Source organism: Streptomyces sp. NPDC001153 (assembly GCF_053598315.1).
Genome location: NZ_JBSFJZ010000029.1, coordinates 85,267 through 103,600 on the forward strand (window position 1 = coordinate 85,267; position 18,334 = coordinate 103,600).

The 18,334-nt window shown below is 72.1% G+C and carries 15 protein-coding genes; 8 read left to right on the forward strand and 7 right to left on the reverse strand.

The features are described 5' to 3' along the window. Positions 1 to 48: 48 nt before the first annotated feature. The 4 genes from ACWDEN_RS29800 (at position 49) to ACWDEN_RS29815 (ending at position 4,100) form a co-directional block, all read left to right on the forward strand. Positions 49 to 888 (forward strand): TIM barrel protein, encoded by an 840-nt coding sequence (locus ACWDEN_RS29800; RefSeq protein WP_450860829.1) that lies wholly within the window; start codon positions 49 to 51, stop codon positions 886 to 888. Positions 889 to 932: 44 nt separating this feature from the next. Next, a complete protein-coding gene (locus ACWDEN_RS29805) occupies positions 933 to 1,826 on the forward strand; it encodes a 2-hydroxy-3-oxopropionate reductase (RefSeq protein WP_351612347.1) in 894 nt (297 codons plus the stop codon). Between the two features lie 161 nt (positions 1,827 to 1,987). Beyond that, positions 1,988 to 3,445, forward strand: coding sequence for a catalase (locus tag ACWDEN_RS29810; RefSeq protein ID WP_450860831.1), 1,458 nt, complete (start codon positions 1,988 to 1,990; stop codon positions 3,443 to 3,445). Positions 3,446 to 3,866: 421 nt separating this feature from the next. Further along, positions 3,867 to 4,100 carry a hypothetical protein gene (locus tag ACWDEN_RS29815; RefSeq protein ID WP_351612350.1) on the forward strand — a complete coding sequence of 78 codons (234 nt, stop codon included), beginning with the start codon at positions 3,867 to 3,869 and terminating at the stop codon, positions 4,098 to 4,100. A 244-nt stretch (positions 4,101 to 4,344) separates the two neighbouring features. Here ACWDEN_RS29815 and gcl read toward each other — a convergent pair whose 3' ends face one another. Together gcl and ACWDEN_RS29825 are read right to left on the reverse strand one after the other, a co-directional pair. Further along, positions 4,345 to 6,132 carry a glyoxylate carboligase gene (gene gcl / locus ACWDEN_RS29820; RefSeq protein WP_351612352.1) on the reverse strand — a complete coding sequence of 596 codons (1,788 nt, stop codon included), beginning with the start codon at positions 6,130 to 6,132 and terminating at the stop codon, positions 4,345 to 4,347. Between the two features lie 300 nt (positions 6,133 to 6,432). Next, positions 6,433 to 6,642, reverse strand: a complete 210-nt coding sequence (locus ACWDEN_RS29825; RefSeq protein ID WP_351612354.1) for a hypothetical protein — start codon at positions 6,640 to 6,642, stop codon at positions 6,433 to 6,435. On the opposite strand from ACWDEN_RS29825, the gene ACWDEN_RS29830 reads away from it, so the two are divergent. Next, positions 6,548 to 7,360, forward strand: a complete 813-nt coding sequence (locus ACWDEN_RS29830; RefSeq protein ID WP_450860885.1) for a hypothetical protein — start codon at positions 6,548 to 6,550, stop codon at positions 7,358 to 7,360. The two genes, ACWDEN_RS29825 and ACWDEN_RS29830, sit on opposite strands and share 95 nt — an antisense overlap. A 273-nt stretch (positions 7,361 to 7,633) precedes the next feature. Here ACWDEN_RS29830 and ACWDEN_RS29835 read toward each other — a convergent pair whose 3' ends face one another. Together ACWDEN_RS29835 and ACWDEN_RS29840 are read right to left on the reverse strand one after the other, a co-directional pair. After that, a complete protein-coding gene (locus tag ACWDEN_RS29835) occupies positions 7,634 to 9,250 on the reverse strand; it encodes an AMP-binding protein (protein ID WP_351612360.1) in 1,617 nt (538 codons plus the stop codon). Beyond that, positions 9,247 to 10,920 (reverse strand): AMP-binding protein, encoded by a 1,674-nt coding sequence (locus ACWDEN_RS29840; RefSeq protein WP_351612363.1) that lies wholly within the window; start codon positions 10,918 to 10,920, stop codon positions 9,247 to 9,249. Before ACWDEN_RS29840 ends, ACWDEN_RS29835 begins: the two co-directional genes overlap by 4 nt. A 151-nt stretch (positions 10,921 to 11,071) precedes the next feature. Here ACWDEN_RS29840 and ACWDEN_RS29845 point away from each other — a divergent pair, with 151 nt between their 5' ends. From ACWDEN_RS29845 to ACWDEN_RS29855, 3 genes are all read left to right on the forward strand, one after another. Beyond that, entirely contained in the window at positions 11,072 to 11,902 is an 831-nt protein-coding gene (locus ACWDEN_RS29845) for a helix-turn-helix transcriptional regulator (protein WP_351612364.1), read from the forward strand. A 152-nt stretch (positions 11,903 to 12,054) separates the two neighbouring features. Next, positions 12,055 to 14,913: an ATP-binding protein gene (locus ACWDEN_RS29850; protein ID WP_351612367.1), complete on the forward strand. Its 2,859-nt coding sequence runs from the start codon at positions 12,055 to 12,057 to the stop codon at positions 14,911 to 14,913. Between the two features lie 208 nt (positions 14,914 to 15,121). After that, positions 15,122 to 15,913 carry a S1 family peptidase gene (locus ACWDEN_RS29855; RefSeq protein WP_351612369.1) on the forward strand — a complete coding sequence of 264 codons (792 nt, stop codon included), beginning with the start codon at positions 15,122 to 15,124 and terminating at the stop codon, positions 15,911 to 15,913. Between the two features lie 114 nt (positions 15,914 to 16,027). On the opposite strand, the gene dmpI is transcribed toward ACWDEN_RS29855, so the two are convergent. From dmpI to ACWDEN_RS29870, 3 genes are all read right to left on the reverse strand, one after another. Then, complete coding sequence (gene dmpI, locus ACWDEN_RS29860; RefSeq protein ID WP_076090755.1) at positions 16,028 to 16,210, reverse strand: 4-oxalocrotonate tautomerase DmpI; 183 nt, start codon at positions 16,208 to 16,210, stop codon at positions 16,028 to 16,030. A gap of 92 nt (positions 16,211 to 16,302) precedes the next feature. Then, complete coding sequence (locus ACWDEN_RS29865; RefSeq protein ID WP_450860836.1) at positions 16,303 to 17,169, reverse strand: LysR family transcriptional regulator; 867 nt, start codon at positions 17,167 to 17,169, stop codon at positions 16,303 to 16,305. Between the two features lie 23 nt (positions 17,170 to 17,192). After that, positions 17,193 to 18,305 (reverse strand): winged helix DNA-binding domain-containing protein, encoded by a 1,113-nt coding sequence (locus ACWDEN_RS29870; RefSeq protein WP_450860838.1) that lies wholly within the window; start codon positions 18,303 to 18,305, stop codon positions 17,193 to 17,195. Positions 18,306 to 18,334 lie beyond the last annotated feature (29 nt).

Below are 18,334 nucleotides of genomic sequence, written 5' to 3' on the forward strand. Positions count from 1 at the left end.
AACGAACTTCCGCTATACGGAAATTACAGGGAAGGGAGCGCCGTCCCCGTGGGATTCGCAGACCAGCGCTTCAACGTCAACCTGTCGATCCTCTTCACGGAACTCCCGCTCCTGGAGCGTCCCGCGGCCGCCGCCGCGGCGGGCTTCACGGCGGTCGAGCTGTGGTGGCCCTGGGTCGACTCCCCCACCCCCGAGCAGTCCGAGCTCGACGCACTGAAGAAGGCGATCGAGGACGCGGGCGTCCAGCTCACGGGCCTGAACTTCTACGCCGGGCAGCTGCCGGGCCCGGACCGCGGCGCCCTGTCGATCCCGGGCGAGGAGTCGGAGAGGTTCCGCGCCAACATCGACGTGGCCATCGCCTTCGCCCGGTCCCTGGGCTGCACGACGTTCAACGCCCTGTACGGCAACCGCGTCGACGGCGTGGACCCGGCCGAGCAGGACGCGCTCGCCCTGGAGAACCTGGTCCTCGCGGCCCGGGCCGTCGGCCGGGTCGGCGGGACCGTCCTGATCGAGGCCCTCAACCAGCCCGAGTCGCCGAAGTGCCCGATCGTGAGCGCGCCCAAGGCGATCGAGATCGTGGACAAGGTCAACGAGGCGACGGGACTCGGGAACGCGAAGTTCCTGATGGACCTGTACCACCTGTCCATGAACGGCGAGGACCTGCCTTCGGTCATCGAGCGGTACGCGGCGAAGACCGGCCATGTGCAGATCGCGGACAACCCCGGCCGCGGCGCCCCCGGGACGGGTTCGCTCCCGCTGGAGGAGCTGCTCGACCAGCTGAAGAAGGCCGGTTACGACGGCTGGGTCGGCCTGGAGTACAAGCCGGGCGACCGTCCGAGCGCCGAGGCCTTCGACTGGCTCCCGCGCGAAGCGCGTGCCGCGCGCTGAACCCCCCTGACTTTGCAAGGCAGTTGAGAGAGGCACCCCCAATCATGAGCAGCAACCTTCCCAAGATCGCGTGGATCGGCCTCGGCATCATGGGCTCCCCCATGTCCGAGAACCTGATCAAGGCGGGTTACCAGGTCACCGGCTTCACCCTCGAGCAGGACAAGCTGGACCGCCTGGCCGCCGCCGGCGGCACCGCCGCCTCCTCCATCGCCGAGGCCGTGCGCGACGCCGACGTGGTCATCACGATGGTGCCCGCGTCCCCGCAGGTCGAGGCCATCTCCTACGGCCCGGACGGCATCCTGGAGAACGCGAAGCAGGGCGCCCTGCTGATCGACATGTCCTCGATCACCCCGCAGACCTCCGTGGACCTCGCGAAGGCCGCCAAGGACAAGGGCATCCGGGTGCTGGACGCCCCGGTGTCCGGCGGTGAGGCCGGCGCCGTCGAGGCCGTACTGTCGATCATGGTGGGCGGTGAGCAGGCCGACTTCGACCAGGCCAAGCCGATCTTCGAGGCGCTGGGCAAGACCATCGTGCTGTGCGGCCCGCACGGCTCCGGCCAGACCGTGAAGGCCGCCAACCAGCTGATCGTCGCCGTGAACATCCAGGCGTGCGCCGAGGCCGTGGTCTTCCTGGAGAAGTCGGGCGTGGACCTCGCGGCCGCGCTGGACGTCCTCAACGGCGGCCTCGCCGGCTCGACCGTGCTGACACGGAAGAAGGACAACTTCCTCAGCCGCGACTTCAAGCCGGGCTTCCGCATCGACCTGCACCACAAGGACATGGGCATCGTCACCGACGCCGCCCGCAACGTCGGCGCGGCCCTTCCGGTCGGTGCCGTGGTCGCCCAGCTGGTCGCCTCGCTGCGCGCCCAGGGCGACGGCGGCCTGGACCACTCGGCCCTGCTGCGGGCGGTCGAGCGCCTCTCCGGCGCTCAGCTGTAGAGACTTCCGGGCCGCGGCACCGCTGACACCTGTCCTGTCGCGCCCAGGCGGCGCCGCGGCCCGGAATCGAATTCAACAAACTGTTGACGCCCACACCACCAACTTTTAGGCTCCACGAAGCGGAAACAGGTTTCCGCTGACACCCGCACGGAAGGTCCCCGATGTCGAAGCGCGTGCTCACGACAGAGTCCGGCGCCCCGGTCGCCGACAACCAGAATTCCGCCTCCGCCGGCGTCGGCGGCCCGCTCCTGATCCAGGACCAGCAGCTCCTGGAGAAGCTCGCGCGCTTCAACCGCGAGCGCATCCCGGAGCGCGTGGTGCACGCCCGTGGCTCCGGTGCGTACGGCCACTTCGAGGTGACGGACGACGTCACCGGCTTCACCCACGCCGACTTCCTGAGCGCGATCGGCAAGCGCACCGAGGTGTTCGTGCGCTTCTCGACGGTGGCCGACTCCCTCGGCGGCGCCGACGCCGTGCGTGACCCGCGCGGCTTCGCGGTGAAGTTCTACACCGAGGAGGGCAACTACGACCTCGTCGGCAACAACACCCCGGTGTTCTTCATCAAGGACCCGATCAAGTTCCCCGACTTCATCCACTCGCAGAAGCGCGACCCCTTCACGGGCCGCCAGGAGCCGGACAACGTCTGGGACTTCTGGGCACACGCCCCCGAGGCCACGCACCAGGTGACCTGGCTGATGGGCGACCGCGGCATCCCGGCGTCGTACCGGCACATGAACGGCTACGGCTCGCACACCTACCAGTGGACGAACGCCGAGGGCGAGGCCTTCTTCGTCAAGTACCACTTCAAGACGAACCAGGGCATCCGCTCCCTGAGCGCCGAGCAGGCCGCGGAGCTCGCGGGCAAGGACCCCAACTCCCACCAGACGGACCTGCTGCAGGCGATCGAGCGGGGCGTGCACCCGTCCTGGACCCTGTACGTCCAGCTCATGCCGGCGGCCGAGGCGGCGGACTACCGCTTCAACCCGTTCGACCTGACCAAGGTGTGGCCGCACAAGGACTACCCGCTGCAGCGGGTGGGCCGCCTGGTGCTGGACCGCAACCCGGACAACGTCTTCGCCGAGGTCGAGCAGGCCGCGTTCTCCCCGAACAACTTCGTTCCGGGCATCGGCGCCTCCCCCGACAAGATGCTCCAGGGCCGCCTGTTCGCCTACGCCGACGCGCACCGCTACCGCCTGGGCGTCAACCACACCCTGCTGGCCGTGAACGCCCCGAAGGCGACGACCGTGCAGAACTACGGCCGCGACGGCTTCATGGCGGTCAACGGCCAGGGCCGTCACGCCAAGAACTACGAGCCGAACTCCTACGACGGCCCGGTGGAGACCGGCCGCCCGCTGTCAGCCCCGCTGGCGGTCTCCGGCCACACGGGCAACCACGAGGCCCCGCTCCACACCAAGGACGACGACTTCTACCAGGCGGGCGAGCTGTACCGCCTGATGTCCGCGGAGGAGAAGTCCCGCCTCGTCGCGAACATCGCCGGCGGCCTCTCGCAGGTCTCCCGCGACGACGTGATCGAGAAGAACCTGGCCCACTTCCACGCCGCCGACCCGGAGTACGGCAGGCGCGTGGAAGAGGCGGTCCGCGCCCTGCGCGAGGACTGAGACCAGGAACCCGCAAGCAGCGTACGGAATCCGACGGGAGGTCAGGATCTCCGCACGCGGCCCGCGCGGCACGCCGTACGGCCCGGATGAGGGGTGACCGTACGGCCGTGGGCGCGGGCAGGGCGAGGACCGTGGCGGCGTGCGAGCCAGTGCGGTGGTGAAGGACCGAGCCCCCTTCTCGACCAGAGGGAAGGGGCCCCGGCTCCGTCGCACGCCCCCACGGTCCCACCCAGCCCCCCTTTCCGGGGGCCACCCCGCTCCGTCCGGCGGCGCGAACGACCTGTCGCGCCCAGCCTCGCGCCGTCGGACGGTCACCATACGGACACGAAGCGCTCCCCCGGCCAGGGGGAGCGCTTCGTGCTGTCCGGGCGCGGCCCGGGCCCGGCGTGCGGGCCCGCCGTATCCGCAGGACGCTGAGGGCATGGGCAATCCGACGCAGTATCCGCACATCGTGGTCCACTCCCCGGCCCTGGACGGGTCCCGGCGGGTGACCGAGGGGGACGTGACCCTGGGCATCGCCTCGCACCTGGACGACGTCGTGGAGATTCTCCGGCTGGCCGACCTGGACCGGATCGAGGTGGAGGAGAGCGATCTCATCGAGTGGCAGGGCGGCGGGCCCGACGACTGGCCGGGGCTGTCGGAGCACGAGCTGTAGCGGCTCGGCGTACGGCAGCGGTCGTAGGCGGGCTACGCCATCCTCAAATCAACCTCTGAACCCCGCGGCTCAGGCTTCAACCGCCCCCGCAGCGGGGCAGATTAGGGGCACAGGGGGCCCGCCGGCACGGGGGCGGCGGGCCCCGGCCACGGGGGAGCACGGGGGACGCAACGGGGGTGCCACGGGGGACGCGAAAGGGCGGCCCGTCCTTCCGGACGGGCCGCCCTTGGTGTGCGGTGCGGGGTCAGACCTTCAGCGGCTTGATCGACGTCGGCGCGTGACCCGGCTCGGTGGCCAGGTCCTCGAACTCGGAGATGTCGCTGATGTCCATGGTGCGGCTCATCGAGATGTTGGTGATCCGCTCCAGGATCGCCTCGACGACGACCGGCACCCGGTACTCGGCGGCCAGCTTCTTCGCCTGCTCGAACGCCGCGCCCAGCTGGTCCGGCTCGGTGACCCGGATCGCCTTGCAGCCCAGGCCCTCGGCGACCTTCACGTGGTCGACGCCGTAGACGCCGATCTCGGGCGTGTTGATGTTCTCGAACTCCAGGTTGACCTGGAAGTTGATGTCCAGGCCGATCTGCGCCTGGCGGATCAGGCCGAGGTAGGCGTTGTTCACCAGCACGTGGACGTACGGGATCCTGTGCTGGGCGGCGACCGCCAGCTCCTCGATCAGGAACTGGAAGTCGTAGTCGCCGGAGAGGGCGACCACCGGGCTGTCCGGGTCGGCCTTGGCGACGCCGATCGCGGCCGGGATGGTCCAGCCGAGCGGGCCGGCCTGGCCGCAGTTGATCCAGTGGCGCGGCTTGTAGACGTGCAGCATCTGCGCGCCGGCGATCTGGGAGAGGCCGATGGTGGTGACGTACCGGGTGTCCGGGCCGAAGGCCTTGTTCATCTCCTCGTACACGCGCTGCGGCTTCATCGGCACATTGTCGAAGTGCGTACGGCGCAGGAGGGAGGCCTTGCGCTCCTGGGTGGAGGCGACCCAATCGGCGCGGTCGGGCAGCTTGCCGGCGGCCTTCAGCTCCTTGGCCACCTCGACGAACAGCTCCAGCGCGGCCTTGGCGTCGGAGACGACGCCGTAGTCCGGCGGGAAGATCTTGCCGATCTGGGTGGGCTCGATGTCGACGTGGACGAACGTGCGGTCGCCGCGGTAGACGTCGAGCTTGTAGCCGGTGTGGCGGTTGGCCCAGCGGTTGCCGATGCCGAGGACGAAGTCCGACTCCAGGAAGTTGGCGTTGCCGTACCGGTGCGAGGTCTGGACGCCGACCATGCCGGCGTTCAGCTCGTGGTCGTCGGGCAGCGCGCCCCAGCCCATCAGGGTGGGGATGACCGGGGTCTGGGTCAGCTCGGCGAACTCCACCAGGAGGTCGACGGCGTCGGCGCCGATGATGCCGCCGCCGGCCACGATGACCGGGCGCTCCGACTCCAGAAGAAAGGTGATCGCCTTCTCGATCTGGGCGCGGGTCGCGGCCGGCTTGTAGACGGGCAGCGGCTCGTACGTCTCCGGGTCGAACTCGATCTCGGTGAGCTGGACGTCGATCGGCAGGTCGATCAGGACCGGGCCGGGGCGGCCGGAGCGCATCAGGTGGAAGGCCTGCTGGAAGACGCCGGGGACCTGCGCGGCCTCCAGCACGGTGACCGCCATTTTGGTGACCGGCTTGGCGATCGAGGCGATGTCGACGGCCTGGAAGTCCTCCTTGTGGATCACGTGGGTGGGCGCCTGGCCCGTGATGCACAGGATCGGGATGGAGTCGCCGATGGCCGAGTACAGGCCGGTGATCATGTCGGTGCCGGCCGGGCCGGAGGTGCCGATGCAGACGCCGATGTTGCCCGGCTTGGTGCGGGTGTACCCCTCGGCCATGTGCGAGGCGCCCTCGACATGGCGGGCGAGGGTGTGGTTGATGCCGCCACCCTCCTTGAGCGCCTTGTAGAAGGGGTTGATCGCCGCGCCCGGCACACCGAAGGCGTCGGTGACGCCCTCGCGCTTGAGGATCTCAACTGCCGCGCGGGCAGCGGTCATACGAGCCATCGAGTACTCCTGCTTCGGCTTCTCGGATGCGTACTCCCGTCGCGCCCCGCGGTGAGCACAGTCTCCAGATGGTCAAACTTCCGCATTGCGGAAATTAACTTCTACTATCTGGAATCAATGTAGAAGCGCACACCAACTGTCGTCAAGAGAGGTGCAGACGGGCCAAGCGCCGGACAAGCGGCGCGAGAAGGAGGACGATGGGGCCGCTGTCCCGACGCGACTGTTCCGACGTGACGCCTGGGGGTGGGCCATGCCCGAGAGCGTGCCGGTGCGCTGCCCGGCCTGCCGGCGCGAGCACGTCTACACCGCGCCGGTGTATCCGTGCGTGTGCGGCGCGCCCACCGCCCCGCGGCTGGATCCGGCCACCGAGCCTGCCGTGGCGGCCCACCGGGCCTGGGACGACGAGTGGATCTCCGTGCCCTGCGCCGCCTGCGGGCGCCTGAGCCAGTGGCCCCACCCGGAGCTGGGCTGCTCCTGCGGCACGGTCCTGCGCGTCCCGGTGGCGATCACGCCTCCGACAGCCCTTGGCACGCCGCGGGCAGACGCCCAGACGTCGCCGGAAGGCCGGGCCACACCCCCGGCAGCCCCCCGGACACGCCCGGCACACCCTCGCGCACCCGGGTCAGACCCCCGTGCACCCCTGGCAGATCCCCGCACACCGCCTGCCGTTTCCGGGACGCCGTCGGCAGCAGCCGGGACGCCGTCGTCACAGTCCGGGATGCCGCCCGGTCAGACCGGGATGCCCTCGTCGTACCCCGGCACGCCGTCCGCGGCGGCCGAGCCGGGGTTCCCGGACCGCCACTCCACCCACCGCCCCGCCTTCCCGCCGCGCGCCATCCGCACCGCCCGCGACGCCGTCACCGTCGCCGCGCTCTATCTGCGCTGGCTCGGCTACCGGGACATCCGCCGTGCCGACCAGCGGCCACCGAACGGCATCGGGCTCGCCGCGCACGGGCTGCTGGCCCAGGTGGACCCGACCGTGCGCCCGGCGGCGCCGCGGGACGTGGAGTGCCTGTGGCTGACGTCGATGACGGAGTCCGCGGACTGTGTGTACTTCTCCCTCGCGGGTTACACCGACGACGCCCGGGCCCGCGCGGACGCCCTGGGCATCCCGCTCTTCGTCCTGGACCTCGCGGGCGTCCCGCAGCCGGTGAACGACCACGCCGACACACTGAACACCGACGGAGCGCCGGAACCGGACCCCCGACCACGGAACCGACGGACCTGACACGCCCCCGGGCCACCCTGTCACCACCGGCGAACCGGCCTCAGCTCGGACGAGCACGGCGGGGTCCCGCGTACTTCCCCGCGCCGCGCCTGCTCTCGGGCACGCCCGACGCGGCGACACCTCCGGGACAGCCCCGCCACGGTGGGCGCGGCGGTCGGCTGTGTCATCAGGCTTCGCATGCCTGCCGACGGGTCCCGGCCGAGTGTGCCGCCGACAGCGCGCTCCTCCGGGGCCCGTCCTCGAGCAGGTAGCACATGCCCGGTTCCGGCCGTCTCACGCCCCGTACGCCTCCCGCAGTTCGACCTTGCGCACCTTCCCGGACACCGTCATCGGGAAGGAGTCGAGGATCCGCAGCCGGCTGGGGATCTTGTAGTGCGCGAGCCGGTCCCGGCAGAAGGCGCGCAGTTCCTCCAGGGTGAGCGGGTCGGCCGCGTCGTACGGGATCACACAGGCCAGGACCTCCTCGCCGTACTTCTCGTGCGGCACCCCGACGACCTGGACGTCCCTGATCTTCGGGTGGGCGTGGAGGAACTCCTCGATCTCACGCGGGTAGATGTTCTCGCCGCCACGGATGATCATGTCCTTGATCCGGCCGACGATCTCGACGTACCCGTCCTCGCGCATCACCGCCAGGTCCCCGGTGTGCATCCAGCGGCCCGCGTCCACGGCCCCGGCGGTCTTCTCGGGCTCGTTCCAGTAGCCGAGCATCACGCTGTAGCCGCGGGTGCACAACTCCCCCGCCGTGCCGCGTGGTTGGGTGACGCCGGTGGCCGGGTCGACGACCTTGACCTCCAGGTGCGGCAGCACGCGGCCGACGGTGCCCGTGCGGTGCTCCAGGTCGTCGTCCCGTCGGGTCTGCAGCGACACCGGGGAGGTCTCGGTCATGCCGTAGCAGATGGAGACCTCCGCCATGTGCATCTCGGCGACGACCCGCTTCATCACCTCCACCGGGCACGGCGAGCCCGCCATGATGCCGGTGCGCAGGGTCGAGAGGTCGTACGTGGCGAAGTCGGGGAGGTTGAGCTCGGCGATGAACATGGTCGGGACGCCGTAGAGGGATGTGCAGCGCTCCTGCTGCACCGCCTCCAGGGTGGCCTTCGGGTCGAAGGAGGGGGCCGGGATGACCATGCAGGCGCCGTGCGAGGTGGCCGCGAGGTTGCCCATGACCATGCCGAAGCAGTGGTAGAAGGGCACCGGGATGCAGATCCTGTCCTGCTCGGTGTAGGCGATCAACTCGCCCACGAAGTAACCGTTGTTGAGGATGTTGTGGTGGGACAGGGTGGCGCCCTTCGGGAAGCCGGTGGTCCCCGAGGTGTACTGGATGTTGATCGGGTCGTCGCAGGACAGTTCCGCGTACGGGGCGTCACCCGTGCCCCGCGCGAGCAGTGCCTCCCAGCTCGGGTCGCCGATGTACACGACGTCGCGCAGCGCAGGGCACCTGCCGCGCACCTCCTCGACCATCGCGCGGTAGTCGCTGGTCCTGTGGCTCAGGGAGGCGAACAGCAGCGAGATCCCGGCCTGGTTGAGAACGTACTCGACCTCGTGGGTGCGGTAGGCCGGGTTGATGTTCACCATGATCGCGCCGACGCGGGCGGTGGCGTACTGCACCAGGACCCACTCCGGACAGTTGACCGCCCAGATGCCCACCCGGTCGCCCTTGACGACTCCGCTCGCGACCAGCGCCTGCGCCAACTCCTCGACGGCCGCGCCGAATTCGGCGTACGTCCAACGCCGCCCGGAGGGCACGTCGACCAGGGCCTCACGGTCCGGCCAGGCGGCCACGGCCCGGTCCAGGCCGGCGCCGATGGTGTCGCCGAGCAGGGCGGTGGAACCGGTTCCGTGCGAGTACGACAGCGATGTTCCGTGCGGGTACGACAGCGATGCGGTCACCGGAAGTCCTCCTCGCGGTACTCGTGCTCCGAGCCCTGGGCCGTCGCCTCGCGCAGCTCGATCCGGCGGATCTTGCCGGAGACGGTCTTGGGCAGCGCGCCGAACTCCAGCCGGCGGATGCGCTTGTAGGGGGCGAGCACCTGGCGGGAGTGCTCGAAGACGACCTTCGCGGTGCCGGGTCCGGGCTCCCAGCCTTCGGCGAGCACGACGTACGCCTTCGGCACCGCGAGCCGCAGCTCGTCCGGCGCGGGCACCACGGCGGCCTCGGCCACCGCCTCGTGCTCCAGCAGCGCGCTCTCCAGCTCGAACGGGCTGATCTTGTAGTCGGAGGCCTTGAAGACGTCGTCCGCGCGGCCGACGTACGTCAGATAGCCGTCCTCGTCGCGGGAGGCGATGTCCCCGGTGCGGTAGTAGCCGCCCGCCATGGCCTCGGCCGTGCGGTCCGGGTCGCCGTGGTAGCCGGTCATCAGGCCGACCGGACGCTCGGACAGGTCGAGGGCGATCTCGCCCTCGGTGGCACCGGGCGCGCCGGAGACCGGGTCGAGGAGCTCGACGCGGTAGCCGGGGCTCGGGCGGCCCATGGAGCCGGTCTTCAGCAGCTGGCCGGGGCTGTTGGAGACCTGCACGGCGGTCTCGGTCTGCCCGAAGCCGTCCCGGATGGTGACGCCCCAGGCCCGCCGGACCTGTTCGATGACCTCGGGGTTGAGCGGCTCGCCGGCGGCCACCACCTCGCGGGGCGGGGTGGCCAGGAGGCCCAGGTCGGCCTGGATGAGCATGCGCCACACGGTCGGCGGGGCACAGAAGGTGCTCACTGCGGCCCGGTCCATCTCGGCCATCAGCCGGGCCGCGTCGAACCGTGTGTAGTTGAAGAGGAAGACGGTCGCCTCGGCGTTCCACGGCGCGAACAGATTGGACCAGGCGTGCTTGGCCCAGCCCGGCGAGGAGATGTTCAGGTGCACGTCACCGGGTTTCAGGCCGATCCAGTACATGGTGGCCAGATGCCCGATCGGGTACGAGGTGTGGGTGTGCTCGACGAGCTTGGGGCGGGCGGTCGTACCGGAGGTGAAGTAGAGCATCAGCGGGTCGTCGGCCAGGGTGGGGCCGTCGGGGAGGAACTCGGCGGGGGCGGTGTACGCGTCCTCGTACGGCTCCCAGCCCTCCTGCGGCGGGCCGCCGACCGAGATCCGGGTGTAGTCGCCGGGCACCTCGGCGAACTTCGCGGCGTCCTCGGCCCGTACGATCACGTGCTTCACCCGGCCCCGGTCCACCCGGTCGCGCAGGTCGGCCGGACCGAGCAGCGGGGTGGCGGGGATGACCACCGCGCGCAGCTTCATCGCGGCCAGCGCGGTCTCCCACAGCTCGGTCTGGTTGCCGAGCATGACGAGGATCCGGTCCTCGGCGGCGACACCCCGCGCACGCAGGTGGTTCGCGACCCGGTTCGACCGCTCGGACATCCCGGCGAAGGACACCCGCGTCTCGCCGCCGTCCTCCTCGACGATGTGCAGCGCGGTCCGGTCGTTGCCGGCGGCGATCACGTCGAACCAGTCCAGTGCCCAGTTGAAGTGCGCCGGCCGTGGCCAGGCGAAGCCCTCACAGGCGGCGGCATAGTCCTCCCGGTGCGCCAGCAGAAAGTCCCGGGCCTCACGGAACGACTCGGTCACCGTCGTCATCACACACTCCTCGCGTCACCGGCGCGCCCTGGGCCTGCGGCTCACTCCCGCTGTTCCGACCATTGCCGGGCGGCTCTCTGGCATCGTCTAATCCGTGATGCAGGTCTCACTACCCCCGAACGGGGGTGGGGACGGCAGAAGGGGCGAAGACGTGACGGCAGACGCGGCGGGGACGGTGGAGATCGGCGGTGCGCTCGCCCGGCTGCGCCACCTCACGGGGCTGCCGGTCGCCTTCGGCGGCCTGGTCGAGTCCGGCCGGCCGCAGATCCGGATCAGCGAGCTGAGCGGCACGACCACGACGGCCCTGCGCTCGCTCGCGGTGACCTCCGGCAACGGACTCGGCGGCAAGGCGGTGGCCCTGGCCCGGCCGTGCGCGGTGACGGACTACTCCAGCTCCCGGCAGATCAGCCACGAGTACGACGTCCCGGTGGCCGCGGAGGGGATCCGCTCGGTCGTCGCGGTGCCCGTGGTGGTACGGCGCCGGGTGCGCGGCGTGCTCTACGGCGCGCTGCGCTCGGCCCAGCCCCTCGGCGACCGCACGCTCGGCGCGGCCATGGCCGTCGCCCGGGACCTGGAGCAGGCGCTGGTGGTGCGGGACCAGGCGCGCGGACTGCTGGCCGCGGCTCGGCCGGAGCCCGCCGGCGGCGACCAGGGTGCCGCCTGGGAACAGGTGCGGGAGGCGCATGCGGCGCTGAGGGCCCTGGCCTCCCGGATCAGCGATCCGGATCTGCGGGCCGAACTGCTCGCGGCCTGCGGACTGCTGACCGCGCCGCCACGGAAGGGGGGCGTTACCCTGGCGCCGCGCGAACTGGACGTGCTGTCCTGGGTGGCGGCGGGGGCGACCAACGCGGCCGTGGCCGAGCGGCTGGGGCTGCGTGCGGAGACGGTGAAGGGCTATCTGCGCTCGGCGATGCGGAAGCTGGGCGCGCACACCCGAGGGGAGGCGGCGACCGCGGCCCGCAGGGCGGGACTGCTGCCGTGACGGAGGGCAGCCGGGAAACCCGTTCATTCAAGCGGGGACGCCTTGAATTTCCCTATGCTTGACCGTTTGTTATTTCCCTCACCACGGCTTCCGTCCGAATTTCAAGGATCGTTGCCTAGAATTTGGCCCGGACACGACACACGAGGGGAGCGGTGACCGTGCGACGGGACTTCCAGGAGCCTGCCAGGTGCCGCCCCGACCTGGTCATCGGCCGCGAGGAGTTGCTCGCCGGCGCCCGTGACCAACTCGCCTCGGGCGGCAGCGTGCTGCTCCACGGTCCCGCCGGAATAGGGAAATCCACCGTCCTGCGGGCATTGGCCGAGGAATACGGCGCCACCGCCCGCACCGTCCTGCGCTGCTCCGCCACCGAGTCCGAATCCCATCTCCCCTTCCTGGCCCTCGCCGACCTCTTCGGCCTGGTCCTCGACGACGTCTCCCCGCGGCTGCCCGTCGCCCAGCGCACCGCCCTGGAGTCGGCGCTCACCGGCCGCGGCGAGTCCAGCCTCCAGCGCGACGGACTCGCCCTGCGCCTCGCGGTGCTCTCCGCGCTGCGCGCACTCGCCGCGCACGGCGGCGTCCTCGTCGTCGCCGACGACCTGCAGTGGCTGGACCCGGCCAGCGCCGAACTGCTCGGCTTCGCCGCCCGCCGCCTGGAGGGCACCCCCGTGCAACTGCTGTGCGCGGTACGCACCGAGGGTCAGGAGAGCCAGGAGTACGACCGGCATCTGCGCGCCTGCCCGCCGGGCACCCTCGCGGTCCGGCTGGGCCCGCTCTCCCGCGCCCGGGTCGCCCAGCTGCTCGACCACCGCGGCCACGGCAACCTGCCCCGCTCCACCCTCCGCGAGATCCACCGCACCAGCGGCGGGAACCCGCTGTTCGCCCTGGAACTCGGCCGCGCCCTCGCCGACAGCCCCACCCCGCCCAGGCCGGGCGAGCCGCTGCCGGTGCCGACCAGCCTGCGGGCCCTGGTGCTCAGCCGCCTGGACATGCTGTCCGTCGAGGCCCGCCGCACCCTGCTGGTGGCCAGCGCCGGCGCCCGCCCCACCCCGGCGCTGCTGCACGCGGCCGGCCGGTCCAACGCCGAGGCCGAATGCGCCCAGGCCGCCGAACTCGGGCTGCTGGCCACCGAGCCCGACGCACCCGCCGTACGGTTCGCCCACCCGCTGATATCGGCCGCGCTGTACGCGGAGGCGCCCGCGCACGAGCGGCGCGCCGCGCACGCGGCCCTGTCCACGGCCGCCTCCGACCCGATCGAACGGGCCCGGCACCTGGCCCTCGCCACCACCGGCACCGACCCGGACGTGGCCGCCCGGCTCGCCGAGGCCGCCGCCCTCGCCCGGGACCGCGGCGCCCCCTCGGTCGCCGCCCACCTGGGTCTGCTCGCCGCCCGGCACACCCCCGCCGACGGTGTGCCGAGCCAGGAGGAGCGCAGGCTGCAGGCCGCCGAGGACGCGATCACCGCGGGCGAGATCGACCTGGCCCGGGACATCGCCCGCGAGGTGCTGTCCAAGGCGAGTGTGCCCGCCGACCGGGTGCGGGCCTGGATCATCGTCATCGACACCGCCGGCCACACCATGGCCGAGGTCGACGCCGTCTTCCCGCAGGCCCTCGCCGACGCCGGCGACGACCCCCGGCTGCTGGCCCTGGTCCACTACCAGCTGGCCTGGCGGGCGCTGATCGTCGAGGGCGACTTCACCGAGGCCCGCGAGGCCGCCGCGCACGCCGCCGAGCTGGCCGCGCGCGGCACGGACCGGCGCACCGAACTGCTCTCCCTCGCCTTCCAGGCGCAGACCGAGACCCTGATGGGCCACCCGGAGGCGCCCCGCACCATCAAACGCGCCCTGAAGGAGCCTCAGGACCCCCGGGTGGCCTGTCACCACAACGGGGCGGGCAGCGCCCGGTTCCGCTGGCTGGTCATGGGCGACCAGCTGGCCGAGGCCCGGGCGACGGTCACCGCGCTGCTGCGCGAGGTGCGCCGGCGCGGCTCGGTGGAGAGCGAGGTGCACTTCCTGCGCGGCCTCGCGGAGACCGAGCTGCGCGCCGGGCACTGCGGGCGCGCCCTGGAGCTGGCCCGCGAGAGCCTGCGTCTCGCCCGGGACTCCGGGATCGGCGAGACCGCCTCGGCGATGCTCACCTCGCTCGCCGAGGCCTCCGGCGGCGACGTGGACCGGGCCCTGGCGCTCGCCCGGGAGGCGGTGGAGCACGCCGAGGAGGACGGCGACCAGATGTACCTCTCCCGGGCCCTGGGCGCGCTCGGATACGCCCAGCTGGTGGCCGGGGACCCGGCGGGCACCGTGCGCTCCCTGCGCCGGGTGCGGACGCTGGAGCTGGGGCTCGGCATCACCGACCCGGCGCGCGGCCGCTGGCAGGGCGATCTCGCCGAGGCGCTGGTCCGGATCGGTGAACCGGCCGAGGCGCAGGACGTCATCGACGCGAGCCGCGAGCACGCCCTGAGGCTCGGCCGGGACAGCGTCCTCGCCGTCCTGGACCGCTCCGAGGCCCTGGTGCGGGCCGCCCAGGGGAACCCGGAGGCCGCGATCGCCCAGCTGACGTCCGCTCAGGACCGGCTCGGCAAGCTGGGCTACGGGCTGGAGGAGGCGCGGGCCGCGTTCGCGCTGGCCCGCTTGCGCGGCACCCGCCCGGTCACGGGCCTCGGCGCCCCGGAGGCCCGAACAGGCACAGCTTCCTCGGCGTACGACGAGGCCACCCGGATGTTCCGCCGCTGCCGGGCGCTGCCCTGGCTGCGCCAGGTGGACGAATCCCTCGCCGCCCCCGCTCCGGAACCCGCGCTCGCCGTGCCGGACGCCCTGGACGCGCTGGACGTGCTGGCCGCGATGGAGCGTCAGGTCGCCGCGCTGGTCATGGAGGGCGCGACCAACCGGGAGATCGCCGCCCGGCTGTTCATCAGCGTCAAGACGGTGGAGGCGACCCTGACCCGGGTCTACCGCAAGCTGGGGATCCGCTCGCGGGTCGACATCGTCCGATTGGCGGCGGCTCGCCGCGCGAAGTGAGAACGCGGCCGGTTAACTGAACCGGACCGAGGGTTTTCCCTCACCCAACCCGCTAGGGGGTTCCCTCATTGGGAGCCGAGGGTTCCGAGTCCTAGCGTAAAGGGCGTGCCGCTCGCCCGGGCCTACGGGGGTCGGTCCCGCGACCCCCGTACCGAACCCCCCACACCCGTGCGATCCCCCACCGGTGCAACCCCCACTGAGGAGACTCATGTTCGGGCCCAGACGTGCAAGACAGACCGCCGCGACCCTGGCGGCGGGCGCCGCCGCCGCGGCGACCGTGCTGCTCGCCTCCCCCACGGCGAGCGCCGCCCCGCAGCCCATCGTCGGCGGCACGACCACCACGACGGCGGCGTACCCGTTCGTCATGCAGATCACCGACGCGTCCGGCAACCAGTTCTGCGGCGGCACGCTGGTGGCCGCCACCAAGGTCGTGACGGCCGCGCACTGCATGGCGGGCGAGTCCGCCGGAAACGTCCGCGTGGTCGGCGGCCGGACCGATCTCAACGGCACCGACGGCACGGTCAGCAAGGTCAGCAAGATCTGGGTCAACCCGGGCTACACGGACGCCACCAACGGCGACGACGTGGCCGTGCTGACCCTGGAGACGTCGATGCCGTACACACCGGCGTCGTACGTCTCCTCCTCCCAGACGGACGTGTACGCGGCCGGCGCCACGGCCCGGATCCTCGGCTGGGGGACCACCTCGGAGAACGGCAGCTCCTCCAACCAGCTGCGGACCGCGACCGTCCCGATCGTGTCCGACTCCAGCTGCAAGAGCTCCTACGGTTCGGACTTCGTCCAGTCCGACATGGTATGCGCCGGACTCACCACCGGCGGCGTAGACACCTGCCAGGGCGACAGCGGCGGTCCCCTGCTCATCGGGGGCGTCCTGGCAGGGATCACTTCCTGGGGAGAGGGGTGCGCGGAGGCCGGTTACCCGGGTGTGTACACCCGGCTGACCACCTTCTCGGACCTCGTGACCGCGCAGGTCAACTCGTAACCCGGAAGAAGGACACCTGAGCACCCCTCAGGTAGATGCCAGGGGGGCGCTGCGAGCCACCACGAGCGGCCCGCAGCGCTCCCCTCTCCACGTTCACCCCCGTGGAACGCGGGGCTACTTGTCGGCCGTGAGCTTCCCGGCCGCGCCCCAGCTGTCCGCCGGGACCTCGTGGATCCACACCTGCACGGTCTCCGCCGGGATCCGGTACGCGTCGACGAACGCGTCGGTGACCCGCTTGACCAGCTCCCGCTTGAGCTCCACGTCGCGCGGGCCCTGCTGGATGGTGACGATCGGCATGACTGAACTCCCTCGACCGGTGTTCCTGTTCGGTGGGTCCAGTCCATCGCGGCGCGCGTCCCCGACCAAGAAGCAGTCCGCGACCGCAGCGATCAGTTTTCGTGATCGGCGCAGGCCAGGAGCAGTTTCTCCAGGTGCGGGGAGGGGGCGTCGGCGGGTACGGCGAGACCGGTCTCCAGGGCCAGTCCCGGTGAGCGGAAGGGGACGTACGCCACCCGGGGCGTGGCCAGCACGCGCGCGTGGGAGGCGAAGACGACCGTCCACAGGGGGCGGGCCCCGATCGTGGCGAGCGTGTCGTGCAGAGTGCCGCCGGCCTTTCCGGGCACCGGCTCGAACCCGGCCGCGTGACAGGCGCCGAGAACCAGGTCCACAAGGGCGGGGTTGGCGCTGCGCGGGGCGAGCGCGAGGGGCAGGCCGGCGAGTTCGGCGAGCTCGATCTCGGCCTGCCGCGCGAGCGGATGCGCGGCCGGCACGGCGGCGACCAGCGGATCCGGCCACAGCGGCACCACGCGGACGCCCGCCGGGGGGTCGGCCGAACGCACGAACGCGGCGTCCAGCCGGCCCGCCGCGACCCGGGCGAGCCGCTCCCCGGCCGGCAGGGAGACCAGCTCCACCGGCACCTCGGGTGCCCGCTCGGCGAACGCGGCCAGCACCCGGTCCAGATGCGCGCCGAGCCCGGTGCTGGTGCCCAGACGCAGCCCGGCGGGCGCGGCCACCGCGGCCCGCGCCCTCTCCGCCGCCGCGAGCACCGCGCGTGCCTCGGGCAGCAGCCGCTCCCCCGCGCCGGTCAGCCGCACCCGGCGCGGCGACCGGTCGAACAGCTCGGCCCCCAGTTCCCGCTCCAGCCGCTGTATCTGCTGACTGACCGCCGACTGCACGATGTGCAGCCGCTCGGCCGCCCTCCCGAAGTGCAACTCCTCGGCGACGGCGACGAAATAGCTGAGCTGGCGGAGTTCCATGGGCCGACTGTAGAGGCTGGGTCTCAGGGCCGTACGACCGTCCCGAAGCGGATGTCGTACGACGCCTCCGGGTGCAGGACCGCGAGCATCCGCTCCCCCTCCGCGGTGACCTCGTCCCGCTGGGCCCTGGTCAGCTCGGCGAAGGGCTCGATGACCAGGGCGTCGGGGTCGAGCTTCCACAGGCCCGCCAGGAAACCGTCCACCAGCAGGGTGCGGTGGGCCTGGTTCCCCTGCCAGTGGCGGCCCCGGTGCTCGGCGGGTATGACGCGGCCGCGGTCGGCGTGGGAGAGCAGGAGGTTGTCGAACTCGGGCAGGAAGCGGGGCGGGGCCGGGGTGTCCGGGGCGGGGCGCGGGGCGTCGGGGAGGTCGAAGAGCTCGGCTCCGTGCGGGTCCCGGAAGGTGAGCAGCCGGGGGCGGAGCCGTTCGTAGGCGTCCCTCAGGCGGGTGAGCCCGGCCCAGGTCTGCATGTCCTTGACGGACGCCGGGCCGAAGGCGGCGAGATAGCGCAGGACCACGGCGTCCGGCTCGGGGGCCGGGCCGGACGGGCGGCCGAGCCAGTGTTCGGCGGTGGTGAGGGCGACCTGGCCGCTGCGGCCCCACAGTCCGCGCGGGGTGACCTGGACCAGGGGCAGCGTGCAGCGGGCGGCGACGGCGAGGGCCCGCGGGTCGGCGTCCGGCCACCGGGCGCTCAGCGCCTGCCGCAGCTGGGCCATGGTCCGCGGCTCGGCCTCGACCAGCTCGCGGGCGAGGCGGGCCAGCAGGTCCAGGTCGACGCCGGGCAGGCCCGCCCGGAACGCGTTCAGCTCGCGGACGCGGGCCGGCTGGACGAGGGGCCGCAGACTCAGGCAGTCCTCGGCGGTGTGGGTGTGCAGGGTCGAGCGCAGGGTGACGATCCGGGCGACCTCGCGGCCGGCCATGAGCGCGGACAGCTCCTGCGGCGCGAAGCCGTCGAGGCGGGCGGCGAGGGCGTAGTACGGCGGTTTGACGTTCTGCGCCTGGAGACCGAGCAGATGCCCCACGGCATCCAGCGGGGACAGCGCCGAGCGGCGCAGCAGCAGCTGGCGTTCCAGCGTGGCGCGGTTGAGGGCGCGGACGTCCAGGAGGGGGGCGGCCTTCGTCGCGCTGCTCTTCGTCATGGCGGCACGCTAACCGGGATCGCGGACAG

Bases quoted from the DNA above. Each gene is read 5' to 3' on its own strand.
- ACWDEN_RS29855 (WP_351612369.1), top strand. From the start codon at position 15,122: ATGTTCGGGCCCAGACGTGCAAGACAGACCGCCGCGACCCTGGCGGCG.
- ACWDEN_RS29865 (WP_450860836.1), bottom strand. From the start codon at position 17,169: ATGGAACTCCGCCAGCTCAGCTATTTCGTCGCCGTCGCCGAGGAGTTG.
- ACWDEN_RS29870 (WP_450860838.1), bottom strand. From the start codon at position 18,305: ATGACGAAGAGCAGCGCGACGAAGGCCGCCCCCCTCCTGGACGTCCGC.
- ACWDEN_RS29815 (WP_351612350.1), top strand. From the start codon at position 3,867: ATGGGCAATCCGACGCAGTATCCGCACATCGTGGTCCACTCCCCGGCC.
- dmpI (WP_076090755.1), bottom strand. From the start codon at position 16,210: ATGCCGATCGTCACCATCCAGCAGGGCCCGCGCGACGTGGAGCTCAAG.
- ACWDEN_RS29810 (WP_450860831.1), top strand. From the start codon at position 1,988: ATGTCGAAGCGCGTGCTCACGACAGAGTCCGGCGCCCCGGTCGCCGAC.
- ACWDEN_RS29840 (WP_351612363.1), bottom strand. From the start codon at position 10,920: ATGACGACGGTGACCGAGTCGTTCCGTGAGGCCCGGGACTTTCTGCTG.
- gcl (WP_351612352.1), bottom strand. From the start codon at position 6,132: ATGGCTCGTATGACCGCTGCCCGCGCGGCAGTTGAGATCCTCAAGCGC.
- ACWDEN_RS29805 (WP_351612347.1), top strand. From the start codon at position 933: ATGAGCAGCAACCTTCCCAAGATCGCGTGGATCGGCCTCGGCATCATG.